Source organism: Microbulbifer sp. SAOS-129_SWC (assembly GCF_039696035.1).
In the GTDB taxonomy this organism is placed as follows: Bacteria; Pseudomonadota; Gammaproteobacteria; order Pseudomonadales; family Cellvibrionaceae; genus Microbulbifer.
Genome location: NZ_CP155567.1, coordinates 3,351,305 through 3,374,609 on the forward strand (window position 1 = coordinate 3,351,305; position 23,305 = coordinate 3,374,609).

Consider the following 23,305-nt stretch of genomic DNA (forward strand, 5'->3'; position numbering starts at 1 on the left):
CAGGCGGCGCGCGTGTTTTAGCGCTGCCCGCACTTCAGTTTAGGCCTCAACTAAAGTCCTGCTTTTCCATCCACGGAATAATCCGCTCGAAAGCCTGTTCGATCTTGTCGATGGAAGTGGCGTAGCTGAAGCGCAGCGCATTGCGGCAGGACTCGCCAAAAGTATCGCCCGCGATGGTACAGACGCCGGTCTCGCGCAACATGCGCAGGGCGACATTGTTGCCGTTGATCCCCTCGGGCAGCGACGGGAACAGATAGAAGGCGCCCTCCGGCATATAGCCCTCGAGATGCGGCGTCTGCTCTACCAGCTGCACCAGGCGGTTGCGGCGTTTGCGGTAAGTTTCGACGATGTCGTCAATAAAGGTGCGATCGCCCCTGAGCGCGGCGACGCCGGCCCACTGGCAGGGGGTATTGGCGACGGTGGTGGTGAACATGTGGTAGCGGCGCAATTTGCGGATCGCGCCTTGGCTGGCGATCAGCCAGCCGATGCGCATACCGGCCATGCTGAAGGTTTTGGAAAAACTGCTGATGATCATCACGTGGTCGAGGTCGGAGCAGCAGGACAGCACGCCGGCATAGTCGCGGTTGTCGTATACCAGGTGGTCGTAGACCTCGTCGCTGATCACGTAGATGCCGCGATAGGCGGCCTCCTGCACAATGGTTTCCACCGTCTCGCGCGGGTAGACAGTGCCGGTGGGATTGCTGGGGGAATTGAGCACAATCGCGTGGGTGTTGTTGTCGATCGCGTCGATGACCTCCTGCGGATCCAGCTGGTGGTTGTTCTCTGCGCGCGTGGGGATATGCCGCACCTCGCCGCCGTTCATACGGATCAACGGCGCGTACAGCATAAACGACGGATCGGGCACGATAAATTCGCGCCCCGGCGCGGAGACCGCGGTCAGCGCCAGATAGATGGCCTCGGTGGCACCGGTGGTCACCAGAATATTTTCCGGCGAAATCTCGCGGCCGTAGCGCGCGCCGTTGTAGTCCGCCAGCGCCTCCAGCAGCTCCGGCAGACCGGCGTCCATGGTGTAGCCGGTCTGCCCCGCCTCCAGCGCGTCCACCGCGGCACCGATGATATGCGGCGGTACCGGCGCATCGGGCTGGCCGATCGACAGGTGGATCACATCCTCCATCGTGGCCGCCAGGTTCACCATCTTGCGGATGCCTGGAACCGGTATCGTCAGTAGCGCCGGATTCCAGACCGGATCCTCGGATTCATAGAAATCGAAATCGAGGCGGCTCACGCTTTCTCTCCCTCGGCGGCACCGGCGGTGAACAGTGCCGGGCGCTTGTCGGTGAGCGGCGCGGCCAGCTGGTAGGCCTGCCCCGCGCGCAATACCGTTGCATCGTCGAAACGGCGCCCCACCAGCTGCAGACCGATGGGCAGACCGTCGCTGGAGAAGCCGCAGGGCACCGACAGTGCCGGCTGCCCCGTGAGATTGAACGGATAAGTAAACGGCGTCCACGATGGCCAGCGGGTGCTGGACCAGTCCTCCGGCACCTCGCGCCCGGCCTTGAAGGCCGTGATCGGCAGTGTTGGCGTCAGCAGCAGATCGTACTTGCGGTGGAAGTTGGCCATGCGCTCGCACAGGGCCATGCGTTCGTTGACCGCGGCGAGGTAATCCAGCATCGACAGTTGCGAGGCCTTCTCCGCGACGGCCACCAGCTGCGGATCCATCAGCGCGCGCTGGCGCTTGCCGATATTGCGCAGCGCATTGGCGGCGCCGCCGTAAAACAGATGGCCGAATGGCGCCAGAGGATCGTCGAAGCCGGGCGCCACTTCGGTTACCTCGGCACCGAGGGATTGCAGCAGGTGTGCCGCCGCGCGCACGCTCTCTTCGACCTCGCGATCCAGTTGCACATAGCCGAGGGAACCGCTGTAGGCGATGTGCAGGCCCTTCAGCAGATCTTGTGGTTCGCCTTTTACCGCTTCCCGGTAATCAATATTGCGGCGCGGAATCGCGTTGATATCGCGGCTGTCGGCCTCGGTCAGTACGTTCATCAGCAGCGCGCAGTCGGACACGGTCCAGGTCAGGGGACCGGCGTGGGCCAGGGTACCGAAGGGGCTCGACGGCCAGTGCGGCACCTCACCGAAGCTGGGTTTGAGGCCCACCAGGCCACAAAAGCCGGCGGGAATGCGGATGGAGCCACCGGCATCGGTGCCCAGCGCCAGCGGGCCCATGCCCAGTGGCACCGCCGCGGCGCTGCCGCCACTCGAGCCGCCGGTGGTCTTGTCGGGATTCCATGGATTGCGCGTGACGCCATCCACCGGGTTGTCGGTGACGCCCTTCCAACCGAATTCGGGGGTCGTGGTCTTGCCCAGCGGCACATAGCCGTGGCGGTTCAGCGCGGCAATGGCCGGCGCCTCCTTACCCAGGGTGGAGGCGGGATCGATGGTCTTGGAGCCCTTGATCGTCGGCCACATAGGGGTCAGGAAAACGTCCTTGATCGCCACCGGCACACCGTCGAGAAGGCCGCGGGGACTGCCATCCTGATAGCGCTGCTCGGACCCGCGCGCGTATTCCAGCGTGGTTTCCTCGTCCACCAGGTTGAAGGCGTTGACCACGGGGTTACAGCGTGAAATCTGTCGCAACAGCGCCTGCGTGACTTCCACCGGGGAAAATGTCTTGTCTTTGTACCCTTGTAACAATTCCACGGCAGTCATGCGGACGAATTCGTTCATCGCCTGATCCTCTTGTTCTGGTTACCTTTTGTTCGGGTTACCTTCCTATTTGCGTTATCCCCCTATCCTAGTCCTTTCCGGCGCCGCATCCGCGCTATTCACGTGGAATGAAACGCCCCGATACAGGTACCGAATAGCCAGGCGAAAACCGCGTATCGGTTGCCGGTCGCCAAATTGTTGTGACAAACGTCTCATTTTTCCTGCGCCGTCTTCAGGAAACAGTCAGCTTCGATGCGATAATGTCGCCGAATCACAACCGTGTAACAGGAACCGCCGGTGAACTTTATCGACAAAAAACTAATAACTGCCGCACTGGTCGCGCTGCTGGGTGGCTGTGCGGGTATGAGTGAAGAGGAGTGCATGGTCGCCGACTGGCACGCGCTCGGATTTGAAGACGGCGCCGCCGGCGCGCAGGTTGCGCAGCTGTCGCGCCGCCGCCAGGCCTGTGCGGATTACGGTGTGCGCCCGGATACCGAGGCCTACCGCGCCGGTCGCAGTGAGGGACTGCGGCTCTACTGCACCGAGCAGCGCGGATACCGCAGCGGTCGCGCCGGCCAGACCTACACCGGCGTCTGCCCGGCCAATCTCGAGGGCCCGTTTCTGAATGCCTACCAGGCTGGCCGCGACCTCTACCTGGCCCAGCACGCGGTCGACGAGGTAGCCGCGGCGATCCACGACCATGAAGTGGAACGCGAACAGCTGGCCGACGATATTACCGATAAGAGCGCGCGCCTGATCAGTGACGAGGCCACGCGGGACGAGCGCATCACCCTGCTCGCCGACATTGCGCGGATGAAGAAGCGGCAGGGGGAACTGGGCACGGAACTGGACGATCTGCACCAGGAGCTGGCACTGCGCCAGGCGGATTACCAGAACGTGGAGATGAACTCGCCCTACCGTTAAGTCAGCGCCTCGCCTTGCGCCAGTGGGCCCTGTTCGTTAACTAAACCGCACGGCCCACTACGGCAGGGTGCCGTCTTCCGCCGCGGCCAGCAGCTTTTCGCGCATCACCGCCCACAGGGCACTGCTGCCGGCGCCGATGCGGCTGTTCACATCGAGCACGCGCGTTTTCGAAATGCCGTGCTCGCGCCAGGAATGGCCGCCGCCGTGCAGGTTGTGCAGCAGTGGCGGCACCCGGTCGATGGCGCGGGCAAAGCGCGCATCGGCGCTGTCGCCGCGCTCGAATTCCTGCCACAGCGCGAACCATACCTCGCCCCGATCGCCGGGCAACAGCTCGAGCAGGCGTTTTACTCCGGCCGCCTCGCGCGCCTTCTGCTGCTCCGTTTCGCTCTGGTAAATGATCTTGTCGCCGGCATCGATCTCTCCCAGGTCGTGAATCAGCAGCATCCTGATCACGCGATCAATATCTACCGCCTCGTCGGCGTAGTCTTTCAGCATCAGAGCCGCCAGGCACACATGCCAGCTGTGTTCCGCCGAGTTCTCGTAGCGATCGAGCCCCACCGGCCGCGTCTTGCGTATTACCGCCTTGAGCTTTTCGATCTCGACAATAAAGCCGAGTATCTGCTCAATCTCAGCACTTGCCTGTTCTGTCACCGGCGATAGTCCTCGCGCCCGTTGCGGTCTTTGAAATGGCGGCCAGACGGCGGCCAGATGGCACCGCGGATTTATAGTGGTTGCGGCATGGCGACATTCAGCTTGTCCGCCCACGGCTGCAGGTCGCCCATAATCGACGGATACAGCTCGACGCCATTTTGCAGCTGGCGCGTGCGTGCGGCCCAGGCGCGCTGGCCCGGCACCCGTACCGGCGCATCGCCGTCGCTGCGGTTGTTTTCCCACAGGTTGCACAGCGCCAGTGTCTGGCGCAGGAAATCCGCACGCGGGCCGAAGGCCGCGGGATCGATAATCTGCAGGAAGACCGAATTGGCCTCGTCGTCGGCGGCGGATTCGCGGTCGCCGCGACCGTAACCACCGAGAGCCATCGACAGCACCTCCAGCATCGCGGACAGCGCCGCGCCCTTGTAGCCGTGGTCGGCACCGCCCACCGGCAGGATGCTGCCGCCGTTAGCGAACGCTGCCGGATCGTCGGACAACTGGCCGTCGCTGTCTTTCAGGCATTCCTGCGGCAACCTGCGGCCCTCGCGCTTGGCCCGTGCCACATAACCGCCCGCGGTGACCGACATGCTGATATCGAACAGCAGCGGGTAGTCGCCGGCCGGCGCGGCAAAGGCCAGGGGATTGGCGGAGAACAGCGGATCGCGCCCGCCCTGGGGCGAGACCGTGTGCTCTGCCGGTGTCGAACAGGTCAGGATGGCCACACAACCGGCCTCCACGACCTGCGGCAGGTAGGCGGCGAGGCAGGCAATATGCTGGCTGCGGCGGATGGTGGCGCTGACCACGCCGTGCTCCGCCACCCGCTCGAGCGCCTGCTCGATCGCCCGCGTCAACACCCACGGGCCGGGCAGGAATTCCGCATCCCAGTTGAAGCAGTTACCGCGGTCGGCGATCACCCGCGGTTCACCGTCGCGGCGCGAGGCCCCGTCGAGCAGCCACTGCAGGTTACTGGACACCCGATTGATGCCGTGGGTGGTGAAGCCGAGCAGATCCGCTTCGAGAAATACGCGCGCCATCACTTCGGCGCGCTCCGCGCCCAGGCCGGCGCGCTGGAACAGCGTACTGGCGAATTGCTGAAGCTGCTCTGCCGAGTAGCATTTGGACATAACCTCTCCTCTAATTTCCGTGTCGCCGCTCAATCGGTAACCTTGCCGCGCAGCGACTTGACTTTGCCGCGCCGCGATTTCTGCTGCAGGCGCCGCTCTTTGGCCGCGCGCCCGGGTTTGGTGGGGATGCGGTGCTTGCGTTTCTTGTCGGCGGCGGCGATCAATTCCGCCAGCCGCGCCAGCGCATCCTCGCGATTCTTTTCCTGGGTGCGGAAACGCTGCGCCTTGATCACGACCACACCGTCACTGGAAATACGCTGGTCGCTGCGCCCCAGCAGCCGCGCCTTCAGCGCTTCCGGCAGCGATGAAGCGCCAATATCGAAACGCAGGTGAATCGCACTGGCCACCTTGTTGACGTTCTGGCCACCGGCACCCTGGGCGCGCACCGCGCTCATCTCGATCTCCTCCAGCGGCAGGGACAGGTTTTTAGAAATTTTCAACATGAAGAACCAATTGGATATTAACTGCAAGACTATGCGAAAAACTCGACTATGCTAGGATCTGTAGGCGCGTTTTTTAACCTCGTGATAGCGAGCCCAATTCCGGACCCTCTATGCCTCTGCACAAAACTGACCCCAAATCCAAAGCCCACTTCAATCCGCCGGTATTCTATTTCTCCACCGGCATACTGCTATTGCTCGTCGCCTACGCGGTACTTTTTGCCGACGACGCCACCCAGCGCTTCAAGGCATTGCAACACAGTATCGTCACCAATATGAGCTGGTACTACGTACTGGTGGTAGCGATTGTGCTGTTGAGCGTAGTGTTTATCGCCATTTCACGCTTCGGCGAAATCAAACTCGGCCCGGAACACGCCGAGCCCGATTACGACTACCTGTCGTGGCTGGCGATGCTGTTTTCCGCCGGCATGGGTATCGGCCTGCTGTTTTTCGGTGTCGCCGAGCCGGTCATGCACTACCTGTCACCGCCGGTGGGCGAAACGGGTACGGTCGAAGCGGCGCGCCAGGCGATGGTGCTGACCTTTTTCCACTGGGGCTTTCACGCCTGGTCCATCTACGCCATTGTGGCGCTGATTCTGGCGTATTTCAGCTATCGCCACAAACTGCCACTGACCATGCGTTCGGCGCTCTACCCGATGATCGGCGAGCGCATCTACGGGCCCATTGGCGATGCGGTGGACGTATTTGCGATTGTCGGCACCGTGTGCGGCGTGGCCACGACCCTCGGTTACGGGGTACTGCAGATCAACTCCGGGCTCAATCACCTGTTCGGCGTGCCCGTGGGCAATACGACCCAGGTCATCCTGATCATCGTCACCACGATCCTCGCCACCATTTCCGTGGTGATGGGCCTGGATGTGGGCATCAAGCGTTTGTCGCAACTGAATATGGGGCTGGCGGCGCTGCTGCTGCTGATGGTGCTGTTTCTCGGCAGCACCGTGTACCTGCTGCAGGCATTTGTGCAAAATTTCGGCAGCTACCTGTCGGTCATCGTCAACAGAACATTCAATCTTTACGCCTACAAGCCCACTGACTGGCTGGGTGGCTGGACCATCCTGTACTGGGGCTGGTGGATGTCCTGGTCACCGTTCGTGGGGCTGTTTATCGCGCGTATTTCCCGCGGGCGCACCATCCGCGAATTCGTGATCGGCGCCATGCTGGTCCCCGCCACGCTGACACTGATGTGGATGACATTCTTCGGCAACTCCGCCATCCACATGATTCTCGACCAGGGCCTGACCTCACTGGGCGAAGTGGTGAGCAAAGACCAGTCACTGGCCCTGTTCCAGTTCCTGGAGCAGTTCCCGTTTTCCAATGCATTTTCACTTTTGGCTGTGGTGATGGTGGTGGTGTTTTTTGTCACCTCGGCGGATTCCGGTGCGATGGTCGTGAATATGCTCGCCTCCCACGGCCGCGACGACACACCACTGTGGCAGCGCATTTTCTGGTGTGCCTTGATCGGTGTGGTGGCCATCGCCCTGCTGCTGGCCGGTGGCCTGGGCTCGCTGCAGACCGCAGTGATCGCCAGCGCACTGCCATTTTCGGTGATTCTGCTGACGTCCATTTACGGCCTTTTCTCCGCGCTGCGCACCGACACCGCCAAGCGCGACGCGCAGACCGCACCGGTGGCGCCATTCACCGGTTCCACCTCGGGCACCTGGCGCAGCCGCCTGCGCAATGTCATCCAGTTGCCCGATCTCGAAGAAGTACGCGCGTATATCCGTGAGACCGGCGAGCCGGCACTGCACGAGTTCGCCGAGGAAATGCGCAAGAACGGCTACGAAACCCGGGTTTCCAAGGGCAAAAATCACTACGTCTACCTGGAGGTACTGCAGGGCGATGAGCAGGATTTCATCTACGGGATTCACCCCAAGGCACACCTGAAACCCAATGCCAACCTGACCGAGCACGAAGGCTTCACCGACCAGGAGCTGGATGACGACCACGACGACGGCAGCGAGGAGAAATATTTCCGCGCGGAAGTGCATCTGGGCGAGGGTGGCCAGGACTATGATGTCATGGGCTGGACCAAGGACCAGCTACTGACCAATATCCTCACCCAGTACGAGCGCCACCTGCAGTTCCTGCATACACTCAGGTAAGTAAGGGCTCGCGCAGAAGTTATTCCTGCGCGAGTCCGAAGAGTCCGGAAGTAGTTCCCTGCGGCGGTGCCTCAGTTGCGCCGCCGCAGAGACGGACGAGGCAGCCCCATGAAGCAAGACTCTCCTGCAGAACCGGGCAAAGCCCACTTCGACCCACCGGTGTTCTACACCTCCACAGCAGTGTTATTGCTGCTGGTCGCCTACGCCGTGTTTTTCCCCGAGGACGCCACCCAGCGCTTCAAGGCGCTGCAGGCCGGTATCGTCGACTACATGGGCTGGTACTACATCCTGATCGTGGCCATCCTGCTGATCACCGTGGTGCTGATCGCCCTGTCGCGCTTCGGCGATATCAAGCTCGGACCGGAACACGCCAAGCCGGATTACGGATTCTGGTCGTGGCTGGCAATGCTGTTCTCGGCCGGCATCGGTATCGGCCTGCTGTTTTTTGGCGTGGCGGAACCGGTCATGCACTACCTGAACCCGCCGGACGCGGCGCCCGGCTCCGTCGAGGCCGCCCGCGACGCCATGGTGTTGAGCATTTTCCACTGGGGCTTCCATGTCTGGGCCATTTTTGCCGGTGTGGCGCTGATCCTCGGCTATTTCAGTTATCGCCACAACCTGCCGCTGACCCTGCGCTCGGCACTCTACCCGCTGATCGGTGAGCGCATCCACGGACCGATCGGCAACGCCGTCGATGTCTTCGCCATCGTCAGTACCGTCTGCGGTACCGCCACCACTCTCGGCTTCGGTGTACTGCAGATGAACTCGGGCCTCAATCACCTGTTTGGTATTCCGGTGAGCAACGGCGTGCAGGTCATCCTGATTGTGGTCACCACCGCACTGGCAACGCTATCGGTGGTGGCGGGGCTGGATGCCGGGATCAAGCGCTTGTCGCAATTGAATATGGGGCTGGCGGCGATACTGATGTTCACTATCCTGGTGCTCGGCAGTACCGTCTATCTGCTGCAGGCTTTCGTGCAGAACTTCGGCAGCTACCTGGCGGTGATCGTCAATCGCACCTTCAACCTCTACGCCTATGCACCCACCGACTGGATCGGCGGCTGGACTATCTTCTACTGGGGCTGGTGCCTGTCGTGGTCGCCGTTTGTGGGTATTTTTATCGCGCGTATTTCCCGCGGCCGTACCATTCGCGAATTTATTACCGGCACCCTGCTGATGCCGACCATGATCACCATTCTGTGGATGACGGTATTCGGCAATTCGGCGATTCACTTTATCCGCGAGGATGGTCTGCAATCGCTGGCAGATATAATCCAGAAGGACCAGTCACTGGCCCTGTTCCAGTTCCTGGAACAGTTTCCGCTTTCCAACATACTGTCACTGCTGGCAATCGTGCTGGTGGTGATCTTTTTCGTCACCTCGGCGGATTCCGGGGCCATGGTGATGAACATGCTGTCCTCCCATGGCCGCGACGACACGCCGCTGTGGCAGCGCATTTTCTGGTCTGCCATCGTCGGTATAGTCGCCATCGCACTGCTGCTGGCCGGCGGCCTGGCCTCACTGCAGACCGCCGCGATTACCAGCGCCCTGCCCTTTTCCATCATCCTGCTGGCGGCACTCTATGGCCTGGTCAAGGCACTGCGCACCGACAGCGCCAAACGCGATGCGCAGAGTGCCACGGTGGCACCGATCAGCGCGCGCAATCCGGTGTCGTGGGAACGGCGCTTGCGCAACCTCGTGCAGTTACCGTCACTGCAGGAAGTGCACGACTATATCGACGAGGTGGCACTACCGGCGATGCGGGATTTCGCCGCGCAGGGCAAACACAACAACCTGCAGGCGTATGTCCGCGATGGGGATAACCGCGCAGTACACCTGACCGTATCCCAGGGAGAGGAACTGGATTTCGTTTACAGTATCTACCCCAAGGCACACCTAAAACCCAACGCCGCCGATCCCGATGCCGAACTGGACGACACCCGTGACGATGGCTCACCGGATAAATATTTCCGCGCGGAAGTACACCTCAGCGAGGGCGGCCAGGACTACGACGTGATGGGCTGGACCCGCGACCAGTTGCTCACCGATATCCTCAGCCAGTACGAGCGCCATCTGCAGTTCCTGCACAGCCTGCGCTGACAAATGGCGGCGCAGCGGGCATCATGCAGTAGTCAGAATGTTGGAGACTGCGATGAACCCCCTGCGTACCGAACGCCTGGTCCTGCGTGAACTCACCGAAGCCGACGCGCCACTGATGCTGGCCGTCCTAAACGATCCGGACTTTATCCGCAACGTCGGCGACCGCGGCGTACACAGCGAGGACGACGCCCGCCGCTACATCGTCGACGGCCCCATGGCGATGTACCGCCAGTACAATTTCGGCATGTTCCGCGTGGCGCGGGAAGACGACACCCCCATCGGCCTGTGCGGCCTGGTCAAGCGCGACGGTCTCGAGGATGTGGATATCGGCTTCGCCTTCCTGCCCGAGTTCCGCGGCCACGGTTACGCACTGGAAGCCGCCAGCGCGGTGATGGCCTACGGTCGCGAGTCCATCGGACTCAAACGCATCGTTGCCATCGCGCTGCCGGACAATACTTCCTCACTGGAATTGCTGGAAAAGCTCGGTATGAAAACCGAGCGCACCATCAAACTGCCCAGAAACGATGCCGAGCTGGTGTTGATGGCGTGGGAGTCCGGCGCGGCGTAATCCACACCGCCACCGTTTCCCTGCAGGCGAATCTGGAAAGTGTCGTCGCTACCGCATTTGCCTGGTGTCTTCCACGCACAGCGCCCGGCGCCGTCACCATTACCGGTCTCCGTGGCACATGGATCGGCGGCGGCAGATTGTACGGGGTAACACCCAATAAACTGTCTGTCATGGCCCGCCTTGCCTGCATTGACAAGCCAACACACTGGACTAGGCTCGAACGAGGACAATCCCTTCCCAGATCCAGTGAGGCCAGCCATGATCATCGCTACCGACATGCCCGAAGTCGCCCAGTGTGCCGCTACCCAGTGCGCCTTTAACGCCAACACGGCCTGCCATGCCCGAGCCATCACCATCGGTTCACCCGACGCTCCGGACTGCGACACTTATTTCGGCAATTCCAGCCACACCCATAGTGGTCGCACCGCGGGTGTCGGCGCCTGCAAGATGGCGGACTGCAAGCACAACGACGACCTCGAGTGCGCCGCCGACAGTATCCAGGTGGGCCCCAATGGCGGTGGCTCCATCAACTGCCTGACCTATACGCACTAACGCCGGAACAAAAAAAAGCGGGTGTGGCACCTGGCGCCACACCCGCTTTTTTTGTGCCACAAACCGGCTCAGGTTGTCCGGGCGCGGCAACCCTTCAGGCCGTAGAAAACGATATAGGCGTAGCACGCCACCGGCACCAGGAAGGAGATCTGCAGTCCGAGGTTGTCCGCCACTGCGCCCTGCAGCAGCGGTACCAGCGCCCCGCCGACAATCGCCAGACAAAGCAGGCCGGAGGCCTGGCCCGCCTGCTTGCCGAGGCCCTGCAGAGCCAGGCTGAAGATGGTCGGGAACATGATCGAGTTGAACAGACCCACCAGCAGAATGGCCCACATGGCCAGCGCGCCGGAACCGGCAATGGCTGTGAAGACCAGGAAAATGGCCGCCAGGCCGTTGAAGCCCAACACGGCGCCGGGGGAGACCGAGCGCATTACCACCGCGCCGATAAAGCGCCCCACCATGGCCCCGCCCCAGTAGAAGGCAATAAAGTGCGCGGCGCGCGATTCTTCCATGCCGGCGACACTGTCGAGACCGAGGAAATTGACCAGCAGGCTGCCAATGGACACCTCAGCACCCACGTAAACGAAGATGCCGATAGCACCCAGTACCAGATGTGACTGCGACCACAGCGATACGCTTTCGCCTTCGTTGTGGTCATCGCCAGCTACAGCGTTGAGTTCCGGTAGCTTCAGGCGGCTGAACACCACCGCCAGCACCGCCAGCACCGCGGCCAGCATCAGATAGGGAACCTGCACTGACTGCGCCTGCGCCTGTGGATCCATCGCCTCCATACCCTTGGCCGCGGCGGCCAGGATCAGTACCCCACCGAAGAACGGCGCCACCGTGGTGCCGAGGGAGTTGAACGCCTGGGTCATGGTCAGCCGGCTGGACGCCGTGTTCGGGTCACCCAGCGCCGCCACATAGGGGTTTGCGGAGACCTGCAATAGGGTGATACCGGAGGCCAGCACGAACAGCGCCGCGAGGAACAGCGGGTAGGCCTGATAGCCAGCCGCCGGATAGAACAGCAGGCAGCCGACTGCAGCCACCGCCAGGCCACCGACGATACCGCGCTGGAAACCGATGCGCTTGACCAGCGCCCCGGCGGGCAGTGAAACGGTGAAGTAGGCACCGAAGAAACAGAACTGAATCAGCATCGCCTGGGTGTAGTTCAGGTCGAAGACTGCCTTCAGGTGTGGAATCAGGATATCGTTGAGGCAGGTCAGGAAGCCCCACATGAAAAACAGAACGGTCAGCGCCGTCAGCGCAAACCGGTAGTCGCCAGCAGATTTGCCAACAGAGGCCTGCGCCTCACCCATGGTCACTTGACCCCCGGCCATAAATCACCTCATCTCTTTCATTATTGTTGCTGCATCATCGCGTTTGTCGGCGGCCGGTCACCCGGCAGCTCCGTGAGACTATCACGGTGCCAACGCTACAGGGGATTGCCAGTTAGTCCGCCCGCGTCCCACTTTAGGCCTGCTCAAGCTGGCACTACTCTGGGCCGGGCGAACCGAAGGAAGGGATCAGCTGACTGTTTCGCCGTGGGCCTGCTTGTCGGCATGGTAAGACGAGCGCACCAGCGGACCACAGGCAGCGTGCTTGAAGCCAATCTGCTCGGCGTAGCGGCGGTACTCCTCGAACTCGTCGGGGTGCACATAGCGCTGCACCGGCAGGTGTTCTTTGCTCGGCTGGAGGTACTGGCCAATGGTGAGCATGTCGATGTCATGCGCACGCATATCGTCGAGCACCTGGAAGATCTCTTCCTTCTCCTCACCCAAACCGACCATCAGACCGGACTTGGTCATCACGTCCGGGCGGCGCTTCTTGTATTCCTGCAGCAGCTTCAGCGACCACTTGTAGTTGGCGCCGGGGCGCGACTCGCGGTACAGGCGCGGCACGGTTTCCAGGTTGTGGTTGAACACATCCGGCGCCTCGGCCTCGAGAACATCCAGCGCCACATCCATACGACCGCGGAAATCCGGGGTCAGGATCTCCACCTGCAGGTTGGGCGAGTGCTCGCGGGCGATACGGATACAGTCGGCGAAGTGCTGGGCACCGCCGTCGCGCAGGTCGTCGCGGTCCACCGAGGTAATCACCACATAGCGCAGGCCCATGGCGGCGATCGCTTCCGCCAGGTGTTGGGGCTCTTCCGGATCCAGCGGGTTGGGCTTGCCGTGGCCCACGTCGCAGAAGGGGCAGCGGCGGGTGCAGATCTCGCCCATGATCATGAAAGTGGCGGTGCCGCCGCTGAAGCACTCCCCCAGATTGGGACAACTGGCTTCTTCGCAGACGGTGGACAGCTTCTGCGAGCGCAGAATGCTTTTGATACGGTCCACTTCCTTGGAGGCGGGCACCTTGACGCGAATCCAGTCCGGCTTGCGCAGCAGGTTATCGCTGGCGATCACTTTGACCGGAATACGCTCTACCTTGTCGGCATCGCGCAGCTTTTCCCCCTGCTGCAGGCGGCGGGTGCGTTTTACCGGTACCAGATCGGGCTTGTCCGTAGTGGAATTATCAGCCATTGCTCGTTTCCTGCTCCTGTTGGTCCGCGCCGGGAGTCGCCTCCCCGCCGGCGGCGCGCGCACGCGCAAAAATTTGTTCGTCTACCGGCTGCCAGTCGGCCTCCGGCAGTGCCAGCGCGCGCAGCAATGCACGCACAAAGAGATCAGCCACGGCATTCCAGCCCGGCGCCGGCTGGATCAGCTCGGCCATCTGCACCATCTGCATACCCGCGTAGCCGCAGGGATTGATGCGCAGGAAGGGCGCCAGATCCATATCGATATTGATGGCGATGCCGTGGAAGCTGCAGCCGCGACGCACCCGCAGCCCCACCGAGGCGATCTTGTTGCCGGTGCGAGGCCCCTCGGTCAGGTAGACCCCCGGCGCATCGACACGCGGCGCCGCGGCGATGCCGTATTCCGCCAGCATGTCCGCGGTGGCATTTTCCAGTGCACTGACCAGGTCGCGCACGCCCACCTTGGCACGCCGCAGATCCAGTAGCGGGTAGACCACCAGCTGGCCGGGGCCGTGATAGGTCACCTGACCGCCGCGGTCCACCTGCACCACGGGGATATCGCCGGTATTCAGCAGGTGTTCGGCCTTGCCGGCCTGGCCCTGGGTAAACACCGGTTCGTGTTCCACGCACCAGATCTGGTCGGTGCTATCGCCGTCACGGGTGTCGGTATAGTGGGCCATGGCGCGCCACACGGACTCGTAGTCACGGCGGCCCAGATTACAGACGAGGGTGTGCGAATCTGCAGTCATGGTCACAGCACCATATGTACGGCCGGATGGGCCTTGAGTTCCTCGAACAGGCTCTGCAGCTGCGGTTCGCCGGTGGCGAGGATGAAGAAAGTCATCGAGGTGAATTTACCGTTGCGGCTCTCGCGCAGTGCAATGCGCTCCTCATCCAGCCCCGGGGCGTGGCGGCGCATCACCTCGAGCACGAACTCGTGTACGGCGTCATCGGACTCCCGCACGACCTTGACCATATAGTCTTCGCAGGGAAACTCGATTTTGGGGGGCTGCTGATTGGGATCTTGACTCATACCGCTCTCCGGGGCCGCACAGACAGAAATGGACAGATACCGGGCGCGGCCGGGCGGCGATTATACAGCGGTGAACGATTAGTGGACAGGGACCTGGCCGGTGCCTGTGTGTAGCGGCCACAAAAAAGGGCGATCCGGATGGATCGCCCTCTCGACGTAACGGGATTCGGTCAGCTGAAGAAGCCCATGACAAAACGCTTGATCGCGTCCCACATGCGTTTGAAGAAGCCGGCCCGGTCCACATCCTCGGCAGCCACCGCCTTGACATCGGCGACTGTTTTGCCATCCAGGGTCACAACCACCTTGCCCAGCTGCTGACCTTTTTTGATCGGCGCTTCGATTTCGCCGTCGATGATCAGGTCCGCCTTGATGCTTTCCTCACCGCCGCGGGGAATGGTGACGTAGACGTCTTTATCCACAGCAATGCCCACTTCCGGCGCCTTGCCACCCCAGACGCGCTCGGTCTGCAGCACGTCATTGCTACCGTATACCTTGTGCGTCTGGTAGTAGCGGAAGCCATAGGACAGCAGCTTCTGCGATTCGGAGGCGCGCTTCTCGTCGCTGGCAGTACCCACCACCACGGAGATCAGGCGCATACCGCGTTTGACCGCCGAGGATACCAGGCAGTAGCCGGCCGCTTCGGTGTGACCGGTCTTGATGCCATCCACAGACGGGTCGCGCCACAGCAGGCGGTTGCGGTTGGGCTGGTTGATACCGGCGTAGCTGAAGTACTTCTCGGAGTAGATGTTGTAGTGCTCCGGGTGGTCGCGGATCAGCGCGCGGGACAGAATCGCCAGATCGCGGGCGGTGGTCTCGTGACCTGGCGCCGGCCAGCCGGTGGCGTTGACGAAGTGGGTGTTCTTCATGCCGAGGCGCTCGGCCTCCTGGTTCATGACCTCGGCAAAGACCTCCTCGCTGCCGGAGATGTACTGCGCCAGGGCGATGCTGGCATCGTTGCCGGACTGCACCACCATGCCGCGCAGCAGGTCGATCACCGGGACTTTGTCGCCCACTTTCACGAACATCTTGGAGCCACCCATCTTCCAGGCTTTCTTGGAGATCGGCACCAGGTCATTCTCTTTGATCGCGCCCTTTTTCAACTCTTCGGCCACGATATAGCTGGTCATGATCTTGGTCAGACTGGCGGGCGGGATTTTTTTGTCGGCATTGTGCTGCACCAGTATCTGGCCGGTATGCGCGTCCATCAGGACATAGGCGGTGGCGGCCAGTTGCGGCGGCGACGGGATCAGGGGTTTGTCTGCGGCCTGGGCCAGGCCGGCACTGAGCAACAGGAGAAAGCAGGCTGTAAGGCGTTTGATCATGGGTTTGTGTCTCTTATTCCTCGTGTTCGTTGAAATCCCGATGCTGAATCCATTCAGTGCGCACCGCCGCGGCGTTACGCTTGCGCTACGGGCGCGCCCGTGGCGTCCAGTTCGGGGCCGACTCAGTCGTAGACGACCTGCGGCTGGCCCAGATGTTTTTGCTGTACCGATTCGCGCAGCGTTACCAGCACGCGCTGCTGCGAGATTGGCCCGATCCTGACCCGGTAAAGTGTTTTGCCGCCGCGCTCTACCGGGCTGACCGATACAGGATAGTCGAGCTCCGCAGCCACCTTGCCGCGTACCTGCTTCGCCTTGCTGGCGCTACTGAAGGCACCCACCTGCAGATAGGTATTGGCGGGCAGCTTGAAACTGGCGTCCTGTTGCAGCGCCTGCCGCGCACTTGCATCTTTTTCCACCGCCAGAGTCTGTCCGGCAGTTGGCAGGGTATCCGGATCCAGCGCCACCACTTCCACCTGTGCTGTGCCCTTGTCCAGATAACCCAGCTTTTGTGCCGCAGTGTAACTCAGGTCGATGATACGGCCAGCCACAAAGGGGCCGCGATCATTGACCCGCACGATAACACTGCGGCCGTTTTCCAGATTGGTAACCTTGGCGTAGCTGGGCAGGGGCAGAGTTTTGTGCGCCGCGGACATGGCGTACATATTGTATACCTCGCCGTTGGCCGTGCGCTTGCCGTGAAACTTGGTGCCATACCAAGACGCGCGCCCGCGCGCTCGATAGCCCTTGGCACCGGTGCGCACATGATAGGTGACCCCGCCGACCACATAGGGAGATTTGTTGCCCGCGACACCGACCGGTTCCCGCACCGGGGTGGGCTCGGGGGTCGCGAGCATATCCACCGGCACCGGCGGACCACCATCTTTGACCGGTTGTGGCGCCGGCTTGTTCGGCTGGGTACTGCAAGCCGCCAGAAAAACGACCGCCAGCACCACCGCGCGGCGCGCATTGCACAGAAACATATTTCCCCCCGGCGCGCCCCACAGGTTATTGCGCCCCCAAACCGTTGTTATACGAAAACCGATTATTCAGTGGCGCCAACCGGCACCAAGTCCGCCGCGTAACCGGTTATCCGGGCTGCGGTAAAAACACACTCAGGCTGGACGCCCGTCTGCCGATAGGCTGTGCGAACAACCCGATGTTAAGTCTGTTCGATAACCGGGCAATCAAAAGGTTCCGCGCGCCGCTTATGAGCGGCCGCCGCGGGCCTTGACGATCTCCTGCGCCAGGTCGTAGGCCGCCATGGCATAGAGACGGCTGCGATTGTAACGTGTTATGACATAAAAATTATTGAGCCCGATCCAGTATTGCTTGCCCTGCTCGGTCTGCAGCGAGAAAACATTGGCGGGCATGTCCGGCTGCACCGTAGCGGTGGTGGGGAAGCCCTTTGCTTCCAGCTCGCCCACCGTCCACTTGGCTTCGAGGGAGTCATTGACGATGGTCATGTCGGCATTGGGGCGCGGGTTGGAGAGCACGGTTACCGGCTCGCCGCGGTGCCAACCGTGTTTGGCAAAATAATTGGCGACGCTGCCAATGGCGTCTTCGGTATCGGTCCAGATATTCACATGGCCGTCGCCATCGAAATCCACCGCATAGGCACGATAGCTCGACGGCATAAACTGGCCGAGGCCCATGGCACCGGCGTAGGAGCCCTTGAGGGAAGTGGGATCAAACCCCTGGTCGCGGGTCAGCAGCAGGTAGTTTTCCAGTTCCTTGGTAAAGAATTTGGAACGCGGTGGGTAGTCAAACGCGAGCGTGGCCAGCGCGTCCAACACCCGATAGCCGCCCATATTGCCCCCGTAGCGGGTCTCGATACCGATGATGGCGACGATCATCTCCGCCGGCACACCGTATTTCTTTTCCGCCGCCGCCAGGGCCCTCTGGTTCTTGTCCCAGAAATCAACACCGCCGCTGATACTCTGCGGTGTCAGGAAGATCTTGCGGTATTCGTACCAAGGCTTGGCTTTCTCCGCCGGGCGTTTGATGGCCGTGAGAATGGAATCCTTGCGCTTGGCTTCGCGCATCAACAGGTTGAGCTGGTCGCGGTCGAAATTGTGCTCGGCGACCATGTAGTCCACAAATGCCTTGGCATTGACATTGTCCTCGTGCCCTACCTCCTGGGCGCAGGCAGCAAGAACGATACCGATCCCTGCCAAAAGTCCTGTGGTCCACTTCAAAACAACCGCTCCTGTTCTCATAGTGCTTCTCTACATCCAAGTGTTTTTTTATCGTTACACAACCCGCGAAGCGCACGAATTGCCCTCTGACTTCCTGACCGGCCCCGGCGGGCCTTTTCAGCCGCCTGCTACACCACCGGTTACAGAAAACCGGTCCACAGATCACGTGCGCACGCACTTGATCTGTCGCGGGGGGTTGCGGGCATGCGCCGCAAACCCGGACCGAAAAGGCCAGGGAAGGCCTTCTCAGCCGCTACTGTACCGCCGGCTACGGATAACCGGCCCGCAGATCAGGTGCACAGGCACTTGATCTGTCGCGGGGGGGGTTGCGGACATGCGCCGCAAACCCGGACTGAAAAGGCCACGGACGGCCTTTTCAGCCGCCACTAAAAAGTCACCCTGCGCTTCTCGGTACCGATGGCCATCAGGATACCGAATCCCGCCATCAGTGTGATGGCCGAGGTACCGCCGTAGCTCACCAGCGGCAAAGGTACCCCAACCACCGGCAGCAGGCCGCTAACCATGCCTATATTCACAAACACATAGACAAAGAATGTGAGCGTAATACTCCCCGCCAGCAAGCGACCGAATACAGTCTGGGCCATAAAACTAATATAGATGCCTCTTGCAATAATCAGCACGTAGAGTAACAACAACAGCATCGCACCGCGCATGCCCCACTCTTCGGAAAGTACCGCAATAATGAAATCCGTGTGGCTCTCGGGCAAAAAGTCCAGCTGCGACTGGGTACCCTGCATGTAGCCCTTGCCCAGCAGGCCGCCGGAACCGATGGCCGCCTTGGACTGAAAAATGTTCCAACCGGCGCCGAGGCGGTCGGTGTCCGGATTGAGCAGGGTGAGGATACGCTGGCGCTGGTAGTCGCGCAGCCCCCACTCCCAGATCGGCCAGGCGGAGACCCCCAGCGCCACCAGCGCGCCACCGATCAACTTCCAGCTGAGTCCGGCCAGATAGAGCGCAAAAATTCCCGAGGCGGCGATCAGGATGGCTGTACCGAGATCCGGCTGGCGCACGATCAGCGCCGCCGGCACACTGACGATCGCCAGGGCACCGAGCACCGTCCACAGCGACGGCGGCAGGTTGCGCCCGTGCAGGTATGCTGCCACCAACATCGGCACCGCCAGTTTCAGCGCCTCCGCGGGCTGGAAGCGGAAACCACCGATCTCCAGCCAGCGCTGCGCGCCCTTGGCGCCAACCCCGATAAACAGCACTGCCACCAGCAGGCAGCAGCCGCCCGCATAGAGCCACAGTGACCAGCGCCGGTAAAAATCCAGCGGTATCTGCGCCGCCACAAACATCACGCCGAAAGCCAGCACCAGGAACACCGACTGGCGGCGCACATAGTGCACATCGGCGCCGGCGGCGCTGTACAGGACCACCAGGCCGACCCCGGCCAGCACCAGCAACAGTAGCAACAGCGGCACGTCCACATGCAGGCGCCGCGCCAGGCTGGCCGGCCGGCTCAGGCTGCTGTGGGAATCCGGCAGGCGGTGCATATAGTCGCGGCTAGCCACGGGCGCTCTCCTGTTTTTTATCGTCAGCGGACGTGGCTGTATCGTTGCGGTGGCGCGACATCCAGTCGACCAGTACCTCGCGTGCCACCGGTCCCGCCACACTGCCGCCGTGCTCGCCATTCTCGACCAGCACCGAGACCGCGATCTGGGGGTTTTCCACCGGCGCGAAGGCGACAAACAGCGCATTGTCGCGGTGGCGCTCCTTGAGTGCCTCCGAGTCGTAGCGCTCGCCCTGGGCGATGCCCACCACCTGCGCCGAGCCGGACTTGCCGGCGACGGAGAAATCTAGGCCCTGCCCCACTTTGCGCCCGGTACCGTGCTCGATCACGTTCCTCATGTCCTTGAAGATCTCATCCCAGTACTGGGGCCGGGCTTCCACATGGTGCATGACTTCCGGCGCCACAGGTTCGCCGTTGATGGCCTTGACCACCTGCGGCTTGAGATGCGTGCCACGGCTGGCCAGCGTGGCGGTCATCACCGCCAGCTGCAGCGGCGTGGCGAGCACGAAGCCCTGCCCGAGAATGGCGTTCAGGTTATCCCCGGGAAACCAGGGCAGGCCGCGCGCGCCGCGCTTCCACGCGCGCGACGGGTAGAGCCCGGAGCGCTCCACCGGCAGGTCGATACCGGTCTTGGCGCCGAGACCGAAACTGGTGGCGACATCGTGCATCTGCTCGATCGTCCAGCGCGATGCCAGATCGTAGAAGTAGACGTCACAGCTCTCGGTGATCGCCTGCTTCAGGTCCACGTGCTTACCGTGCCCCCAGCGCTTCCAGTCGCGGAAGCGACGGTCGTCGTTGGGCAGCACGAAATAGCCGGGATCGTTGACGGTGTAATCGGGGGTGATGATGCCGTCCTTGAGGCCACCGAGGCCCATCATCGGCTTCAGCGTCGAGCCCGGCGCGTACTGGCCCTGCAGCGCGCGGTTGAACAGCGGCACATCGAGGGAATCGGACAGCGCGCGGTAATCCTTGAAACTGATCCCGGTAACGAACAGGTTGGGATCGAACGACGGCTTGCTGACAAACGCCAGCACGCCACCGGTCTTGACGTTGATGGCGACCACCGCGCCGCGGCGGTCGCCGAGCGCATCGGAGGCCACCCGTTGCAGCTGTGCATCGAGGCTCAGGGTCAGGTCGGCACCGGGCTCGGGGTTGTGGCGCTCGAGCACCCGCAGCACCCGGCCGCGGGCGTTGGTTTCCACATTTTCGTAACCGACCTTACCGAGCAGCAGGTCTTCGTAGGAGCGCTCCAGACCAACCTTGCCGACACTCTGGGTACCCCGGTAGCGGCGTACATCCTCTTCGGTAAAGCGCCGCAGCTCGCGGTCATTGATGCGGCCCACATAGCCGACGCTGTGGGCGAACAGCTCGCCGAGCGGGTAGTAGCGCACCAGCTCCGCCTCCACCGAGACGCCGGGCAGGCGGAATTCGTTCACGCTGACCCGCGCGATCTCTTTCTCCGACAGGCGAAAACGCAGCGGTATCGGCTCGAATGGCCGCCGGCGGTGCAGGCGCTTCTTGAATTTGTCCACATCGTCGCTGTCGAGCTCTACCAGCTGGCCGAGCAGCTTCAGCGTGCGATCCATGTCCTTGACGTGCTCGCGTACGATAGACAGCGTGTAACTGGGGCGGTTGTCCGCCAGCAGGGTGCCATTGCGGTCGTAGATCAGCCCGCGGGTAGGCGGCACCGGCCGCACCTGGATGCGGTTCTGGTCCGACTGGGTGCGGTAGCTGTCGTAATTGACCACCTGCAGGTTGTAGAAGCGCGCCACAAGCACCCCCAGCAGTACCGCTACGCCAATCAGCGCCACCAGCATACGGTCGCGAAACAGCCGCTGCTCGATGTGGGGATCCTTGAGGTGGAGATCGTGGGGCATGAAATGGTTATACGTGTGGCGCGTAAATAATTGACTACGGAGTGTACAGTTTTAAGACGGAATGATGAACGATGAATGCGGAATAAACGTCAAAAGCGGGCGCTATTCCGCATTCACCATCCTCTGCCCTTGCTTATTTATGGTACGGGTGTCCCGCCAGTAGCGTCCAGGCCCGGTACAGCTGTTCCGCCAGCACCACCCTGACCAGCGGATGCGGCAGGGTCAATGGCGACAGCGACCAGCGCTGGCGCGCCCGCGCCAGGCAGTCCGGCGCGAGGCCATCGGGGCCGCCGATCAGCAGGCTGACGTTATCCCCCTGCAGCTGCCAGTCGCGCAGTTCCGTGGAGAGCTGCTCGGTACTCCAGGCGTTGCCCTGCACATCCAGCGCGACTATGTGGTCGCGCTGACCCAGGGCCGCGAGCATCGCCTCACCCTCTTTCTGGCGGGCCTTTTCCACCAGTGCCGGGGCGTTCTTCTGACCGCGATTGCCGAGAGGAATTTCCACCATTTCCAGAGAAATTTCCCGCGGTAGCCGCTTGGCGTACTCACCGTAGCCGTCCTGCACCCAGCGCGGCATCTTGCCGCCGGCGGCCAGGATCCTGATTTTCACCGGCGTCAGACCTCGTGCGGGTCGCTGCCGTCGGCGCCCTCGCGGGTATTCGGGGTCATCGACCAGAGCTTTTCCAGGTCGTAGAAGCTGCGCACGTCCGCCTGCATCACGTGAACCACCAGGTCACCGTAATCGACCAGCACCCACTCGCCCTGTTCCATGCCCTCGACACCGATCGGGCGCAGCCCCGCTTTCTTGCCTTCTTCGACCACATTGTCGGCGAGAGATTTCACCTGGCGGCTGGAGGTACCGGTGCAGATCACCAGCGTGTCCATCACATCGGACAGTTCGGAGACGTCGAGGGACACAATGTCCTTGCCTTTAAGATCTTCCAGTGCCGACACGGCAGTTTGTTTAATATCAGTCATAACACCTGTTTACTTAATCGCTCTTATAGAGCCGGTTGTCTTCAATATATTGCAGTACCGCCGCCGGCAGCAGAAAACGTGGCGACTTGCCGCGCGCGACCAGGTGGCGGATACGGGTGGCGGAAATCGGCAACAGCGTCTGCTCCCTGACCACCAGGCGACCGCGGGATTCCCGCTTGAGGTCCTCTGCCTCGCCGCGGCATTCATCCAGCAGTGCCGCCACCTGGGTTTCGGCACCGCCGGCATCCCGCTGCGGCAACTGCCACCCCGGGCGCGTCGCCACCACCAGGTGTGCCAGCTGCAGCAGCCGCTCCCAGCGATGCCAGCTGGGCAGGGTCAGCAGCGAATCCAGCCCCATGCAGAAGCTGATCGATACGTCGTCCCCCAGCTCGGACCGCAGTTCCTCCAGCGTGTCCACCGTGTAGGTGGGGCCGCCGCGATTCAGTTCGCGCAGGTCCAGTTGCAGCTCGTCGCAGCCGTCGAGAGCCAGTTGCAGCATCTGCCGGCGCCGCTCGGGCGACACCCCGGGGCTCTGGCGGTGGCGCGGCTGGTGGCTCGGCAGCAGGCGCATCTGGTCGAATCCCAGCGCCTGCTGCAACTCCAGCGCCATACGCAGGTGGCCGAAATGCACCGGGTCAAAGGTGCCGCCGAACAGGGCGACGGTGTGCCGTTTGTCAGTCATCAAAAGCCGTTCTGAAGCTCATTGCCTGC

General features: G+C 62.1%; 22 protein-coding genes. 5 read left to right on the forward strand and 17 right to left on the reverse strand.

What is annotated here, in order from left to right; translation table 11 throughout:
* Nucleotides 1-46: 46 nt before the first annotated feature.
* Both ABDK11_RS14555 and ABDK11_RS14560 read right to left on the reverse strand, forming a co-directional pair.
* Entirely contained in the window at nt 47-1,246 is a 1,200-nt protein-coding gene (locus ABDK11_RS14555; protein WP_346837239.1) for a pyridoxal phosphate-dependent aminotransferase, read from the reverse strand.
* Nucleotides 1,243-2,685, reverse strand: a complete 1,443-nt coding sequence (locus ABDK11_RS14560; RefSeq protein WP_346837240.1) for an amidase — start codon at nt 2,683-2,685, stop codon at nt 1,243-1,245. Before ABDK11_RS14560 ends, ABDK11_RS14555 begins: the two co-directional genes overlap by 4 nt.
* Before the next feature lie 276 nt (nt 2,686-2,961).
* Between ABDK11_RS14560 and ABDK11_RS14565 the strand changes: the two genes are divergently transcribed.
* Nucleotides 2,962-3,588 carry a DUF2799 domain-containing protein gene (locus tag ABDK11_RS14565; RefSeq protein ID WP_346837241.1) on the forward strand — a complete coding sequence of 209 codons (627 nt, stop codon included), beginning with the start codon at nt 2,962-2,964 and terminating at the stop codon, nt 3,586-3,588.
* Between the two features lie 57 nt (nt 3,589-3,645).
* On the opposite strand, the gene ABDK11_RS14570 is transcribed toward ABDK11_RS14565, so the two are convergent.
* From ABDK11_RS14570 to arfB, 3 genes are all read right to left on the reverse strand, one after another.
* Complete coding sequence (locus ABDK11_RS14570; protein WP_346837242.1) at nt 3,646-4,239, reverse strand: HD domain-containing protein; 594 nt, start codon at nt 4,237-4,239, stop codon at nt 3,646-3,648.
* Nucleotides 4,240-4,310: 71 nt separating this feature from the next.
* Entirely contained in the window at nt 4,311-5,363 is a 1,053-nt protein-coding gene (locus ABDK11_RS14575; protein ID WP_346837243.1) for an Ldh family oxidoreductase, read from the reverse strand.
* Between the two features lie 29 nt (nt 5,364-5,392).
* Nucleotides 5,393-5,806, reverse strand: a complete 414-nt coding sequence (gene arfB, locus ABDK11_RS14580) for an alternative ribosome rescue aminoacyl-tRNA hydrolase ArfB (RefSeq protein ID WP_346837244.1) — start codon at nt 5,804-5,806, stop codon at nt 5,393-5,395.
* Nucleotides 5,807-5,916: 110 nt separating this feature from the next.
* Between arfB and betT (ABDK11_RS14585) the strand changes: the two genes are divergently transcribed.
* The 4 genes from betT (ABDK11_RS14585) to ABDK11_RS14600 all read left to right on the forward strand — a co-directional run bounded on the left by betT (ABDK11_RS14585) (nt 5,917) and on the right by ABDK11_RS14600 (nt 11,146).
* Nucleotides 5,917-7,926 (forward strand): choline BCCT transporter BetT, encoded by a 2,010-nt coding sequence (gene betT / locus ABDK11_RS14585; protein ID WP_346837245.1) that lies wholly within the window; start codon nt 5,917-5,919, stop codon nt 7,924-7,926.
* 108 nt (nt 7,927-8,034) lie between these two features.
* Nucleotides 8,035-10,026: a choline BCCT transporter BetT gene (gene betT, locus ABDK11_RS14590; protein ID WP_346837246.1), complete on the forward strand. Its 1,992-nt coding sequence runs from the start codon at nt 8,035-8,037 to the stop codon at nt 10,024-10,026.
* A gap of 52 nt (nt 10,027-10,078) precedes the next feature.
* Nucleotides 10,079-10,594, forward strand: coding sequence for a GNAT family N-acetyltransferase (locus ABDK11_RS14595; RefSeq protein WP_346837247.1), 516 nt, complete (start codon nt 10,079-10,081; stop codon nt 10,592-10,594).
* Between the two features lie 258 nt (nt 10,595-10,852).
* Nucleotides 10,853-11,146 (forward strand): DUF1540 domain-containing protein, encoded by a 294-nt coding sequence (locus ABDK11_RS14600; protein WP_346837248.1) that lies wholly within the window; start codon nt 10,853-10,855, stop codon nt 11,144-11,146.
* A 68-nt stretch (nt 11,147-11,214) separates the two neighbouring features.
* Here ABDK11_RS14600 and ABDK11_RS14605 read toward each other — a convergent pair whose 3' ends face one another.
* The 12 genes from ABDK11_RS14605 to nadD all read right to left on the reverse strand — a co-directional run bounded on the left by ABDK11_RS14605 (nt 11,215) and on the right by nadD (nt 23,276).
* Complete coding sequence (locus ABDK11_RS14605; protein ID WP_346837249.1) at nt 11,215-12,480, reverse strand: sugar MFS transporter; 1,266 nt, start codon at nt 12,478-12,480, stop codon at nt 11,215-11,217.
* A gap of 186 nt (nt 12,481-12,666) precedes the next feature.
* Nucleotides 12,667-13,665: a lipoyl synthase gene (gene lipA / locus ABDK11_RS14610; protein ID WP_346837250.1), complete on the reverse strand. Its 999-nt coding sequence runs from the start codon at nt 13,663-13,665 to the stop codon at nt 12,667-12,669.
* On the reverse strand, nt 13,658-14,407 hold the full coding sequence (gene lipB, locus ABDK11_RS14615; RefSeq protein WP_346837251.1) for a lipoyl(octanoyl) transferase LipB: 750 nt from the start codon (nt 14,405-14,407) through the stop codon (nt 13,658-13,660). The genes lipA and lipB overlap by 8 nt, the downstream gene beginning before the upstream one ends.
* Nucleotides 14,408-14,409: 2 nt before the next feature.
* A complete protein-coding gene (locus tag ABDK11_RS14620) occupies nt 14,410-14,691 on the reverse strand; it encodes a DUF493 family protein (protein WP_346837252.1) in 282 nt (93 codons plus the stop codon).
* Between the two features lie 170 nt (nt 14,692-14,861).
* Nucleotides 14,862-16,013 (reverse strand): D-alanyl-D-alanine carboxypeptidase family protein, encoded by a 1,152-nt coding sequence (locus ABDK11_RS14625; RefSeq protein ID WP_346837253.1) that lies wholly within the window; start codon nt 16,011-16,013, stop codon nt 14,862-14,864.
* 122 nt (nt 16,014-16,135) lie between these two features.
* Nucleotides 16,136-16,993: a septal ring lytic transglycosylase RlpA family protein gene (locus ABDK11_RS14630; RefSeq protein WP_346837254.1), complete on the reverse strand. Its 858-nt coding sequence runs from the start codon at nt 16,991-16,993 to the stop codon at nt 16,136-16,138.
* A 225-nt stretch (nt 16,994-17,218) separates the two neighbouring features.
* Nucleotides 17,219-18,208 carry a lytic murein transglycosylase B gene (mltB, locus tag ABDK11_RS14635; RefSeq protein ID WP_346837255.1) on the reverse strand — a complete coding sequence of 330 codons (990 nt, stop codon included), beginning with the start codon at nt 18,206-18,208 and terminating at the stop codon, nt 17,219-17,221.
* A gap of 386 nt (nt 18,209-18,594) precedes the next feature.
* Nucleotides 18,595-19,740 carry a rod shape-determining protein RodA gene (gene rodA / locus ABDK11_RS14640; protein WP_346837256.1) on the reverse strand — a complete coding sequence of 382 codons (1,146 nt, stop codon included), beginning with the start codon at nt 19,738-19,740 and terminating at the stop codon, nt 18,595-18,597.
* Nucleotides 19,733-21,616 (reverse strand): penicillin-binding protein 2, encoded by a 1,884-nt coding sequence (gene mrdA, locus ABDK11_RS14645; protein WP_346837257.1) that lies wholly within the window; start codon nt 21,614-21,616, stop codon nt 19,733-19,735. Before mrdA ends, rodA begins: the two co-directional genes overlap by 8 nt.
* Before the next feature lie 133 nt (nt 21,617-21,749).
* Nucleotides 21,750-22,226: a 23S rRNA (pseudouridine(1915)-N(3))-methyltransferase RlmH gene (gene rlmH, locus ABDK11_RS14650; protein WP_346837258.1), complete on the reverse strand. Its 477-nt coding sequence runs from the start codon at nt 22,224-22,226 to the stop codon at nt 21,750-21,752.
* 5 nt (nt 22,227-22,231) lie between these two features.
* Nucleotides 22,232-22,594 (reverse strand): ribosome silencing factor, encoded by a 363-nt coding sequence (gene rsfS, locus ABDK11_RS14655; protein ID WP_346837259.1) that lies wholly within the window; start codon nt 22,592-22,594, stop codon nt 22,232-22,234.
* Nucleotides 22,595-22,607: 13 nt separating this feature from the next.
* Nucleotides 22,608-23,276: a nicotinate-nucleotide adenylyltransferase gene (nadD, locus tag ABDK11_RS14660; RefSeq protein ID WP_346837260.1), complete on the reverse strand. Its 669-nt coding sequence runs from the start codon at nt 23,274-23,276 to the stop codon at nt 22,608-22,610.
* Nucleotides 23,277-23,305 lie beyond the last annotated feature (29 nt).

Coding starts and splice junctions, on each gene's coding strand:
- ABDK11_RS14560 (WP_346837240.1), bottom strand. CDS start 2,685: ATGAACGAATTCGTCCGCATGACTGCCGTGGAATTGTTACAAGGGTAC.
- ABDK11_RS14575 (WP_346837243.1), bottom strand. CDS start 5,363: ATGTCCAAATGCTACTCGGCAGAGCAGCTTCAGCAATTCGCCAGTACG.
- arfB (WP_346837244.1), bottom strand. CDS start 5,806: ATGTTGAAAATTTCTAAAAACCTGTCCCTGCCGCTGGAGGAGATCGAG.
- betT (WP_346837245.1), top strand. CDS start 5,917: ATGCCTCTGCACAAAACTGACCCCAAATCCAAAGCCCACTTCAATCCG.
- betT (WP_346837246.1), top strand. CDS start 8,035: ATGAAGCAAGACTCTCCTGCAGAACCGGGCAAAGCCCACTTCGACCCA.
- ABDK11_RS14595 (WP_346837247.1), top strand. CDS start 10,079: ATGAACCCCCTGCGTACCGAACGCCTGGTCCTGCGTGAACTCACCGAA.
- ABDK11_RS14600 (WP_346837248.1), top strand. CDS start 10,853: ATGATCATCGCTACCGACATGCCCGAAGTCGCCCAGTGTGCCGCTACC.
- ABDK11_RS14605 (WP_346837249.1), bottom strand. CDS start 12,480: ATGGCCGGGGGTCAAGTGACCATGGGTGAGGCGCAGGCCTCTGTTGGC.
- lipA (WP_346837250.1), bottom strand. CDS start 13,665: ATGGCTGATAATTCCACTACGGACAAGCCCGATCTGGTACCGGTAAAA.
- lipB (WP_346837251.1), bottom strand. CDS start 14,407: ATGACTGCAGATTCGCACACCCTCGTCTGTAATCTGGGCCGCCGTGAC.
- ABDK11_RS14620 (WP_346837252.1), bottom strand. CDS start 14,691: ATGAGTCAAGATCCCAATCAGCAGCCCCCCAAAATCGAGTTTCCCTGC.
- ABDK11_RS14625 (WP_346837253.1), bottom strand. CDS start 16,013: ATGATCAAACGCCTTACAGCCTGCTTTCTCCTGTTGCTCAGTGCCGGC.
- ABDK11_RS14630 (WP_346837254.1), bottom strand. CDS start 16,993: ATGTTTCTGTGCAATGCGCGCCGCGCGGTGGTGCTGGCGGTCGTTTTT.
- mrdA (WP_346837257.1), bottom strand. CDS start 21,616: ATGCCCCACGATCTCCACCTCAAGGATCCCCACATCGAGCAGCGGCTG.
- rsfS (WP_346837259.1), bottom strand. CDS start 22,594: ATGACTGATATTAAACAAACTGCCGTGTCGGCACTGGAAGATCTTAAA.
- nadD (WP_346837260.1), bottom strand. CDS start 23,276: ATGACTGACAAACGGCACACCGTCGCCCTGTTCGGCGGCACCTTTGAC.